At 61.4% G+C, this 10,405-nt stretch carries 13 protein-coding genes; 8 read left to right on the forward strand and 5 right to left on the reverse strand.

The features are described 5' to 3' along the window. The 7 genes from EOA85_RS17265 to rnhA all read left to right on the forward strand — a co-directional run. A partial coding sequence (locus tag EOA85_RS17265; RefSeq protein WP_127210524.1) for a cytochrome c oxidase assembly protein occupies positions 1-546 on the forward strand: 546 nt, incomplete at its 5' end. A gap of 1 nt (position 547) precedes the next feature. Beyond that, positions 548-1,429, forward strand: coding sequence for a cytochrome c oxidase subunit 3 (locus EOA85_RS17270; RefSeq protein WP_065006224.1), 882 nt, complete (start codon positions 548-550; stop codon positions 1,427-1,429). 82 nt (positions 1,430-1,511) lie between these two features. After that, positions 1,512-1,898 (forward strand): DUF983 domain-containing protein, encoded by a 387-nt coding sequence (locus tag EOA85_RS17275; protein WP_127210525.1) that lies wholly within the window; start codon positions 1,512-1,514, stop codon positions 1,896-1,898. Further along, positions 1,895-2,692 (forward strand): SURF1 family protein, encoded by a 798-nt coding sequence (locus tag EOA85_RS17280; RefSeq protein WP_164759709.1) that lies wholly within the window; start codon positions 1,895-1,897, stop codon positions 2,690-2,692. The genes EOA85_RS17275 and EOA85_RS17280 overlap by 4 nt, the downstream gene beginning before the upstream one ends. Before the next feature lie 154 nt (positions 2,693-2,846). Beyond that, positions 2,847-3,857, forward strand: a complete 1,011-nt coding sequence (gene ispH / locus EOA85_RS17285; RefSeq protein ID WP_029355631.1) for a 4-hydroxy-3-methylbut-2-enyl diphosphate reductase — start codon at positions 2,847-2,849, stop codon at positions 3,855-3,857. A gap of 7 nt (positions 3,858-3,864) precedes the next feature. Continuing rightward, complete coding sequence (locus EOA85_RS17290) at positions 3,865-4,827, forward strand: homoserine kinase (RefSeq protein ID WP_127210526.1); 963 nt, start codon at positions 3,865-3,867, stop codon at positions 4,825-4,827. Then, entirely contained in the window at positions 4,824-5,357 is a 534-nt protein-coding gene (gene rnhA, locus EOA85_RS17295) for a ribonuclease HI (protein ID WP_127210527.1), read from the forward strand. Before EOA85_RS17290 ends, rnhA begins: the two co-directional genes overlap by 4 nt. Positions 5,358-5,376: 19 nt before the next feature. On the opposite strand, the gene EOA85_RS17300 is transcribed toward rnhA, so the two are convergent. The 3 genes from EOA85_RS17300 to EOA85_RS17310 form a co-directional block, all read right to left on the reverse strand. Next, positions 5,377-5,856, reverse strand: coding sequence for a DUF2938 domain-containing protein (locus EOA85_RS17300; protein WP_127210532.1), 480 nt, complete (start codon positions 5,854-5,856; stop codon positions 5,377-5,379). 182 nt (positions 5,857-6,038) lie between these two features. Beyond that, a complete protein-coding gene (locus EOA85_RS17305) occupies positions 6,039-6,539 on the reverse strand; it encodes a peroxiredoxin (protein WP_065006230.1) in 501 nt (166 codons plus the stop codon). A 121-nt stretch (positions 6,540-6,660) separates the two neighbouring features. After that, the gene (locus EOA85_RS17310) at positions 6,661-7,467 is read right to left on the reverse strand and encodes a protein-disulfide reductase DsbD domain-containing protein (protein WP_127210528.1); all 807 of its coding nucleotides are present in this window, start codon (positions 7,465-7,467) and stop codon (positions 6,661-6,663) included. Between the two features lie 215 nt (positions 7,468-7,682). Here EOA85_RS17310 and EOA85_RS17315 point away from each other — a divergent pair, with 215 nt between their 5' ends. Beyond that, on the forward strand, positions 7,683-8,291 hold the full coding sequence (locus EOA85_RS17315; RefSeq protein WP_023799312.1) for a YqgE/AlgH family protein: 609 nt from the start codon (positions 7,683-7,685) through the stop codon (positions 8,289-8,291). Between the two features lie 25 nt (positions 8,292-8,316). Here EOA85_RS17315 and EOA85_RS17320 read toward each other — a convergent pair whose 3' ends face one another. After that, positions 8,317-9,294 carry a transglycosylase SLT domain-containing protein gene (locus tag EOA85_RS17320; RefSeq protein ID WP_245485834.1) on the reverse strand — a complete coding sequence of 326 codons (978 nt, stop codon included), beginning with the start codon at positions 9,292-9,294 and terminating at the stop codon, positions 8,317-8,319. 348 nt (positions 9,295-9,642) lie between these two features. After that, positions 9,643-10,405, reverse strand: a 763-nt coding sequence (locus EOA85_RS17325; RefSeq protein ID WP_127210530.1) for a methyltransferase domain-containing protein, incomplete at its 5' end; no start/stop codon positions are given.

Raw genomic sequence — 10,405 nt, forward strand, 5'->3', positions numbered from 1 at the left:
GCCTATGCTGCGGTGCCGCTCTACGCGATGTTTTGCCAGGCGACCGGTTACGGCGGCACCGTGAAACGCGCAACGCAGCAATATGCCGACCGCGTGCTCGATCGCGATATCACCATCCGCTTCGACGCCAACACAGTCGGCGTGCCATGGCAGTTTGAGCCAGTCGACCGCTCGATCACCATCAAGATAGGCGAGACGGCGCAGGCGCATTATAGCGCGACCAACAAGTTCGTCCGGGCGACTACCGGCCGCGCGACCTTCAACGTGCAGCCGGAACTGGCGGGATCTTACTTCAACAAGGTCGAGTGTTTCTGCTTTACCGACACGACGTTGAAGCCTGGCGAGACCCTGGACATGCCGGTCGTGTTCTATGTAGATCCCGACATCGTCAATGCGGCGGAACTGAAGGACCTGAAGACGATTACCCTGTCCTACACGATGTTCCCGGTCGAGAGGAACGAGAAGAACAAACCGGTCGCGTCGTCGGCGCCGGCCGAAGGCACAAGCAACAAAGTTTCACAGACCGAACGAAGCCTCGGGGGTTGATATGGCAGACGCGCACGCAAAACCACAACATGACTACCATCTCGTCGACCCGAGCCCGTGGCCGTTCCTTGGCTCGGTCGGCGCGCTGGTCACCGCGATCGGCGGCGTCTGTTACATGCAGTATCTCAAGGGCGGCGATTTCCCGATCTTCGGCTTCAACATCGCCAATCCGTGGCTGTTCTTCATCGGCCTTTTGATCGTTATCTACACGATGTACGCCTGGTGGTCGGATACCATCAAGGAAGCGCATGAAGGCCACCACACGCGTGTCGTGTCGCTGCATCTACGGTACGGCATGATCATGTTCATAGCTTCCGAGGTGATGTTCTTCGTCGCCTGGTTCTGGGCTTTCTTCGACGCCAGCCTGTTTCCCGGCGAGGCACAGCAATACGCCCGCGCCGCCTTCACCGGCGGTGTATGGCCGCCGAAGGGCCTCGAGGTTCTCGACCCCTTCCACCTGCCGCTCTACAACACCGTCATCCTGCTTTTGTCGGGCACTACGGTGACCTGGGCGCACCACGCGCTCATTCATGGCGACCGCAAGGGGCTGATCAACGGCCTGGTGCTGACCGTCGGTCTCGGCATGTTGTTCACCATGGTGCAGGCTTACGAGTACATTCACGCCCCGTTCGGCTTCAGGGATTCGATCTACGGCGCCACTTTCTTCATGGCGACCGGCTTCCACGGCTTCCATGTCATCATCGGCACGATCTTCCTGCTGGTCTGCCTGGTCCGTGCGATCAAGGGCGATTTCACGCCCAAGCAGCATTTCGGCTTCGAGGCGGCCGCCTGGTACTGGCACTTCGTCGACGTGGTCTGGTTGTTCCTGTTCGCGTCGATCTATGTCTGGGCCTCGAGCGGCGCGGTCATTGAAGGCCACTGACATCTTCTTGACGAAATCGATGAGGCGGCTGCGGCGACGTGGCCGCCTTATCTTTTGGGGCGAAGGGCACTAAGGTATCGCAATGAGCGACGACAAGGCGATCTGGCCACCAATCGATCCGATTTCGGCTGGCCTGCACGGCCGCTGCCCGCGCTGTGGCAAGGGACCGCTGTTTTCCGGCTTCCTCACGGTCGGCAAACGCTGCGCCAATTGCGGCCTCGACTATTCCTACGCCGATGCCGGCGACGGGCCGGCGGTGTTCGTCATCCTGATCATCGGCTTCATCGTCGTCGGGCTGGCGCTGTGGATGGAGGTGACGCTGAACCCGCCGCTCTGGCTGCATCTCGTGTTGTGGATACCGCTAACGCTGGTGCTTTGCCTGGGCGCGCTCAGGCTGATCAAGGGTGTGCTCTTGACGCTGCAATACCGCAACAAGGCGGCGGAGGGCAGGCTGGACCTCGGCGAATGAGCACGACATCCGGTTCAGTGGCAGGCCTTTCGCGACCAAAGACGGCATTGCTGCTTGGCCTAGGCCTCGTGCTGTTCTTCATTTTGCTTGGGCTAGGCACCTGGCAGGTGCAGCGCCTCTACTGGAAAGAGGGTCTTATTCAGACTATCGACCAGCGCACGCACTTTGCGCCTGTGCCTTTGGCCGAGGTCGAAAAGCGGTTCACCTCCACCGGCGACGTCGACTACACGCCGGTGACGGTATCAGGCACTTTCCTGCATCACAGCGAGCGACATTTCTTCGCGACCTGGGAAGGCCAGTCGGGTTTCGATGTCTTCACGCCCTTGCAACTGGAGGACGGCCGCGTTGTTCTGATCAATCGCGGCTTCGTACCGTACGATCTCAAGGACGCGGCCAAGCGCCCGCAAAGCCAGGGTGCGGGCCAGGTGACGGTGACGGGGCTCGCCCGCAATCCGCTGCCGGCAAAGCCCTCGATGATGCTTCCCGACAATGATCCGCAGAAGAACATCTTCTACTGGAAGGATCGCGACGCCATGGCGGCCAGCGCCGGTCTGCCGGCCGGCGCGGGGCTGGTGCCGTTCTTCATCGACGCGGACGCCACCCCGAACCCGGGTGGGCTGCCGGTCGGCGGCGTTACCATCATCGACCTGCCGAACAGCCATTTGCAATATGCCATAACCTGGTACGGCCTTGCCGCTGCCCTTGCCGGCGTCCTCATCTTCATGCTTCGCCGCTCGGCGAAAGACGCATCGGCCCGAAAATCGGAATCGATTTTCGAAAAGCACGATGCGTAGACAAAAAGTGTTAGAGCGTACTTTGTGCGTCCAAATGGACGCACGTCGCTCTAATGATCGGCACCGGCGCCCTTGACAGGGCAGGGGTGCGCACCTCATTTCGCGCCTTGAGTTCAAGACTTGAGTTCATGCTACGACCAACCGGCCGGTAATCATGCTTCACACGACCACAAAGCCACCGCTGACGATAAGGCTCTGCCAGCCGCGGGGCTTCTGCGCCGGCGTCGACCGCGCCATCCAGATCGTCGTGCTGGCTCTGAAGAAATACGGTGCGCCGGTCTACGTCCGCCACGAGATCGTCCACAATCGCTACGTCGTCGAGGGGCTGCAAAGCCTCGGTGCGGTGTTCATCGAGGAGCTCTCCGAGATACCGGCGGAGCATCGCCAGAGCCCGGTCGTCTTTTCGGCGCATGGCGTGCCGAAGTCGGTACCGGCGGACGCCCAGGCGCGCAACCTCTTCTATCTCGACGCCACCTGCCCGCTGGTGTCGAAGGTCCACAAGCAGGCGATGCGCCATCAGCGGCTCGGCCGCCATGTGCTTCTGATCGGCCATGCCGGCCACCCGGAAGTGATCGGCACGATGGGGCAATTGCCGGACGGCGCCGTCACCTTGATCGAGACCGAAGCCGACGCGGCGAATTTGGTGCCTGCAGACGCGCAGGCGCTCGGTTTCGTCACCCAGACGACGCTGTCGGTCGAGGACACCGCCGGCATCATTCGGGTGCTTAAGGATCGTTTTCCCGATTTGCATGCGGCGGCAGCGGAATCGATCTGCTACGCCACCACCAATCGCCAGGAAGCGGTCAAGGAGACCGCCGCGGGCTCCGATCTCTTCCTGATCGTCGGCGCCCCGAACTCCTCCAATTCGCGGCGTCTCGTCGAAGTGGCCGAGCGCGCCGGCGCCTCGATGTCGCTTCTCGTGCAGCGGGCCTCCGAAATCCCGTGGACTGACATTGCCGGCATCTCGACGCTCGGTCTGTCGGCAGGCGCGTCGGCGCCGGAAATAATCGTCGACGAGATCATCGATGCATTCCGGCAGCGCTTCAACGTGACGATCGAGCTGGCGGTGACGGCGACAGAGACCGAGGATTTTCCGGTGATGCGGGTCCTGCGTGATGTCGAACTGACGGCGGCCGACATGGCCTTCGTCAACGGAGCCGCGTGAAGAGCCCATGGCGGTCTACACCGACGTCAACGAAGGCGAGCTCGGCGCGTTCCTGGAGGCCTATCCGGTCGGCGATCTCCTGTCCTACAAGGGCATCGCCGAAGGCACCGAGAACTCGAATTTCCTGCTGCATACAACCAGCGGCTCTTACATCCTGACGCTCTATGAAAAGCGCGTCGACAAGGCCGACCTGCCGTTCTTCCTGGGGCTCATGGGCCATCTCGCCAGAAAGGGCATTTCGTGCCCGCTTCCGGTGACCGCGCATAATGGCGACGTCATCGGAACGCTTGCCGGCCGGCCGGCGGTCATCATCACCTTTCTCGAAGGCCTTTCGCTGCGGCGGCCGACATCAGCGCATTGCGGCGAGGTCGGCAAGGCGCTGGCGGCACTGCATCTTGCCGGCGCCGACTTTCCGATGACCCGTCCGAATGCCCTTGCAATCGATGGCTGGCGCAAGCTGTGGAGCGCCGCTCGCCTTCGCGCCGACGAGGTCGAGCCGGGACTGGCGGCCGAGGTCGATGCCGACTTCGCCGATTTCGAGCGGAACTGGCCCAAAGACCTGCCGGAGGGCATCATCCATGCCGATCTTTTCCCGGACAATGTCTTCTTCCTCGGCGAAAAACTGTCCGGGCTGATCGACTTCTATTTCGCCTGCAACGATCTCTACGCCTACGATGTCGCTACCTGCCTCAATGCCTGGTGCTTCGAGAAGGATTTTTCCTTCAACCTGACCAAGGGCACGGCGCTACTTGCCGGCTACCAAAGCGTGCGGCCCTTGAGCGGCGAGGAGAAAGCTGCGCTGCCTATCCTGGCACGCGGCTCGGCGCTGCGCTTCATGCTGACCCGGCTTTACGACTGGCTGACCGTTGCCAATGGCGGGCTGGTCGTGAAACGCGATCCGACCGAATATATCAGGCGGATGCGTTTTCACAGGGCGATCAAATCTCCTTCCGAATATGGACTGACATGACCAAGCGCGTTGAAATCTTCACCGATGGTGCCTGTTCGGGCAATCCGGGGCCTGGCGGCTGGGGGGCGGTCCTGCGCTTCAACGGCGTCACGAAAGAACTGTCGGGCGGCGAGGCTGCGACCACCAACAACCGCATGGAACTTTTGGCCGCCATCTCGGCGCTCAATGCGCTGAAGGAACCTTGTGCTGTCGATCTTTATACCGACAGCAACTATGTCAAGGACGGCATTTTCAGCTGGATCGACGGCTGGAAGCGCAACGGCTGGAAGACCGCTGCCAGGCAACCGGTGAAGAATGCCGAGCTGTGGCAGGCACTCGACGAGGCGCGCAACCGCCATCAGGTCGTCTGGCACTGGATCAAGGGCCACGCCGGCCATCCGGAGAACGAACGTGCCGACGAACTGGCGCGGCTCGGCATGGCGCCGTTCAAGAACAAAACGGCCAGGCCCGTGCCCGTTTCATCTAGGGAAAGTACCCAAGCCAAGCAGCCGGCTGGCAAGAAAGTGCGCCGCTCGACCCAGAGCTACTAACCAGTCTGGTCCGCCATATTCAACGGATCAGCAGCGCCGTGCCGAAAAGTCCGAGCGCGAACACAGTATGCGACACGAGGTTGAGGGCGCGGATCTGTATCGGGTTGGGGCGCTTTGATGCGGCCCAGCCGGCGCCCATGCCGGGCGCCAGCAGGAACCAGCCGGCGCCCACGGTGACGATGCCGAGGATGAAGGCCGGCAGGAAGGTCGGCGCGGCCAGCCACGCCGCTCCCGCCCAAACGGCCAGAATGATGCCGTAGACGATGCCGACAAAGTAGTGGAAGGCCCAGCCCAGCGCCGATTCATGCGCGTAGGGTGCTGCCTCGCCGATATCGTCGTGAAATACCTTGCCGTCTCTGAGATGCCAGACCCAGCGCCCAACCAGTCCCCAGTTCGGCCGCGGCTGAGCAAATACCATGTTCAGGAAAATCGCCCAGAGGTCCATGAGCGCCGTAGCGCCAATGCCGATCGCCACAGCGCGCCAGAAGTGGTCAAACATCATTGAGGTCCCCCAAAGCAAGCAACTCCGAAGAGCTAGCGCACGAGCCCGAAAACCGGTACCGGTTTTTGTTGGGGATCATGCGGCTCAGAAGTCTTGAAGCGTCCTTTGCACGCCAATTGGACACTCAGCGCTCGACTTAGCGTGATCGTCAGGCCAAAAGGACCGTGGCAAACCTTGGCCTATGTTGTCGCCAAAACGGAAAGCTGTCCGAGAATGTGAGCCGCACCGGATTCATCGACGCCAGGCTTTGTCTCGACATTGAGCGCGGTGACCTTGCCGTCGTCGACGATCATCGAAAACCGCTTCGAGCGCAGCCCCATGCCGCCGCCGGAAAGATCGGCGTCAAGGCCGATCGACCTGACGAAATCGCCATTGCCATCGGCAAGATAGAGGATCTTACCTTCACCACCGCTGAAGCGGGCCCAGGCGCCCATCACGTGAACGTCGTTGACCGCGACGACGGCGATGGTGTCGACGCCGCGCGCCAGGATGGCGTCGTAATTGTCCAGATAGCCGGGCAGATGATTGTTGGAGCAGGTCGGCGTGAAAGCGCCGGGAACGGCGAACAGCACCACCTTCTTTCCCGAGAAGATCTCGGCCGTCGTGATCGCTTTTGCGCCGTCGGCAGTCATCGTCTTGAAGGTCGCTTGGGGCAGCTTGTCGCCAACGGCAATCATCATCGAGGTCCTCACTTGAGAGATGGAAGGGAAGTGTCCTTGCGATAGCGAATTCAGCCGTTTCCCGCAACCGTTGGGGAGGCTGGGCAAAGGAATGTTCGCCCTGAACATCCTTTGCTCGGGATCAAGGAAACGGCAGCAGGCCTTCGACGGCGCCGGCCGCGGTTGTCAGCGTGTAGTAAAGTCCGCCATCCGTCGGTGTCGTCGTCGGCCTGTCGAGGATCGGCACGGCAAACACCAGCTTGCCATCCTTTTCGCTGCGGGCCGGCACGCCGAACATGTAATCCCGCTCGCCGGCGACGAAGAAATCCGCCGCTTCGGGACTGCCCGGAAAGCTCGCCTCGACAATCAGTGTCTCGCGGTCGCCCGGCAGGATATTGACGCCGAAATCGGGTCTTGCGGGCGCAGGCAGCGTTGCAAGGGCCGCCTTCACCAAAGCGGCGTCTTCGGCATTGTCCGGATCGGAGCCCGGATCGATGGTCAGCTTCGTCTGCAGCGGGATGCAGATCGTCTCGCAAATGCCGAGAAAGATATCGGCATCGATGACGGCCTGCTCGTTCGGCGCCGACACCGTGAATGTCACCGGCAGCGAAACCGGATGGTCGTAGCCGGCCCATTTGCCGTAGCCGTCGTCGTGGCGCTGGGGCGGCGGAAACGAAAACGTCGCGTTGGCAATGTTGGTGCTGGCCGAGATATCGATTTGCGGCGGCACGCCCGCGTCGCCCGGATCGCGCCAGTAGGTTTTCCAGCCAGGCTTGAGCGCAATATCGAGGACGCCATGGATGCGCCCGGCTTCGTCGGGCTTGCCGCTGGTCACAAGCCGCACTCTGCCGCCTTCGCTATTGTACCAGGTCGACGAGGAGGCTGCGGCAGGGAGGCCGGTTCCACATCCAACAGCGGCGCTGAGCAGCAGAACTTTCAAACTTTGCATGGCGCTGATTTGAGCGTCCGTTCATGGCTGCGCAATGACTTCATGGCGTCGCTGTTATCATATTTGCGTGACCTCGGGCACAGCTCTTGCGTGACCTCGGGCACAGCTCTTGCGTGACCTCGGGCACAGCTTTGCCTGACCTTAGATCCACATCCGCGACCAAATCGCGCGCGGCGCATCTTTTCGGCGCTCCAGAAACGCGTTACGCTCCTCTCATGGACTTGTTGCGCCACAAGAAGATGGCTGCGGGACGCGGCTTTCTCGACGACCAGTTCCTGATTGCCATGCCCGGCATGAAGGACGACCGCTTTACGCGCTCCGTCATCTACATTTGTGCGCACAGCGACGAGGGCGCGATGGGCCTGGTCATCAATCAGACGCAGCAGATGCTGTTTCCGGATCTGCTCGTGCAGCTCGGCATCATGAACGAACAGGAGGCGATCCGCTTGCCCGCGCAGGCCCGCGACTTCGTCGTGCGCAACGGCGGACCGGTGGACCGCAGCCGCGGCTTCGTCCTGCATTCGGGCGACTACCGAGTGGAATCGTCGCTCGCCGTCTCCGACGACATTTGCCTGACCGCGACCGTCGACATATTGCGCGCCATTTCGTCGGGCCGCGGGCCCCGACACGCGCTGATGGCGCTCGGCTATTCGGGCTGGGGCGCCGGTCAGCTGGAAAGCGAAATCGCCGAGAACGGTTGGCTGACCTGCCCGGCAAATGCGGAGCTTCTGTTCGATACCGACATCGAGCGCAAATACGACCGGATTCTCGCCTCGATCGGTATCGACCTCGCGCATCTCAGCCTGGCGGCCGGTCACGCCTAGTGGTGAAAACCCGATACCTGGCTGGCTACCGCTGCATTGCCGACGCCAGCCGTTTGCCCAAATCGTAGACGAGATTCTCGATACCGGCCGTCCAGGACAGGTCAGCCTCTTTCACGCGGCTTTCGACATCGCTGTATTTGCCGATGCGAGCTTCTAAGAAGGAGCGCAGGCGCTGGTGGAACTGGCCGACGGTGAGCTGTTTTCCCTCGGCCCTGAACATCGCGGTATTGAAGCGCGCCGCCTTGGGAAAGATTTTGCTGGCCGTGGCATTGGGCGTCTCGTCGGCGTTCGACAGGAGCTGTGCTGCGCCGTTGGTGCCAAGGAAATGGGGGAGGTAAAGATCCCTTTCGTCCATGGCCTTCTCGAGACGGGCTTCGATGCGTTCCTTGGCCGCGAGAAGGTTCTTGGCCGCAAGTGCTGCCGACAGATAGGGATCGCGCCTGAATTCAAGAATGCGCTGTTCATCGGCCTTGTCGTCGACGAAATGGTGTTCGCGCTTGCCCTCTAAGCGGATCCGGATCAGTTCCGCTTCGTGGCCCAGACCGAACTCTGCACCGTACTTCTTCACCGCCTCGAGCCATGTCTGGTCGAGGAACTGCATAAGACCAAGTGCCGACCCTTTAGGCGGGCGATTGTTGAGGTCGAAGGAGGATTCCTTCTCGGCGATCGCGAAAAGGGTGTCGGCAGGAAATTGGGTGTCCTTGGCGGCACGCAGAATCTCGCTGGCAATGTACTGCGACACCTTGTATTCGCCGAACTCGTGCACCGACATGCCGATGACGATCTGTTCCGCGCCTTCGGAAAGGATGGCCACGGTACCCTTCAATGCGCCGGCCAGTGTGCCTTCTCCCTTGCGTCGGGAGGTCGACGTGGTGCCCGGATCGATGATGTCGAACTCGGGCGCGGCCGAGGGGAAACTCAGAGCGGAGGACGGAACAGCAGTGGCAACCGCGGCTTCGGTCACTCCGTTGACCAAGACTCCCGAATAGACCGGCCATGGCATGGCCGCCACTGTCGCCGCCAAGCCAAGCCCGGCGATCCTTTTCGAAAAAGGCCGTCCGCCCGAAAGGATGACGCCTGCGCAAGCAAAGAATTCACGTGTTCTTTGGAGTGACGCCAGGTCCCCCTCCGTTCCTTGTCTAGCCGCCCAGATACTTTGGGGCAGATCTATTTCCAACGTTGAGCCGTCAACGTCGAAAAAGACAAGAAGAACGGTCAGTGCTTGCTCTAGCTAGTCATGGATCGTGGCGGTACAATGGCCGCAATGCGGCGAGGACAGTTCGTAATGTACAATAAGATGATTTTATCGAGCGTTGCGTAGGCGATGCGTTGCTTGTGAAGAGAGATCTTTTTAGCCTTTGGCCGTCGCCAGATTGGCGCTGAGCTCGAAGGCTAATCCCGATCCATTGCCATACGGTTGCAGCAGGGGCGCACTCTCGCTCACGATCTCCTCCACGACGCGCTTGCGTTCCTGATCGCCCATTTCCTTGGCTAAAGAACTCATTCCGACCAGTGCCATCGTATTCAAATGCAGGAAAGGTGCGCCTTCCCCGAAGTGGATGGTGCGCGAAATAATCCTTGATCGGACCTCGTGGAAGCCGGCGTCTCGCAGCAGCGCCTCAAGTGGAGCCGCTTCCCCGAAGCTGTACCGTTGATCGGCGATGGCGCCCAGATGGCGCTCCGCGACGCGGCGCAGTTCGCGAAAGAACGGGATTTCGTCGTCCGGGCGCCACATGGCGATCGCCAGCCTGCCACCCTTCGCCAGCGCGCGACGCATCTGCGCCGCCGCCGCGGGTCTGTCAGGAAAGAACTGCAGCCCTTGCTGGCAGACGACCACGTCGAACGTCTCACCGTTACGCAGAGGCAGCTCGCCGGCATTGCCCTGGCGCCAGTCAATGGCTGATTCTACAGCCCGCGCCACGGCAAGCATGTCCGGGCTGATGTCGACGCCGACGATATATCCGGCTTCACCGAGCCGCTCTCTTGCAACGCGCGCCACTATTCCTGTTCCACAGGCGATATCAAGTAGGCGATCGCCCGAAGACAATTCCAGCTCGTCAAGAGCCATCTCGGCCCATGGACGGAAGAGAGGGCCGACCAGCCACCGCTCGTAC

The sequence above is a fragment of the Mesorhizobium sp. M5C.F.Ca.IN.020.29.1.1 genome, assembly GCF_003997375.1.
Lineage (GTDB): Bacteria > Pseudomonadota > Alphaproteobacteria > Rhizobiales > Rhizobiaceae > Mesorhizobium > Mesorhizobium wenxiniae.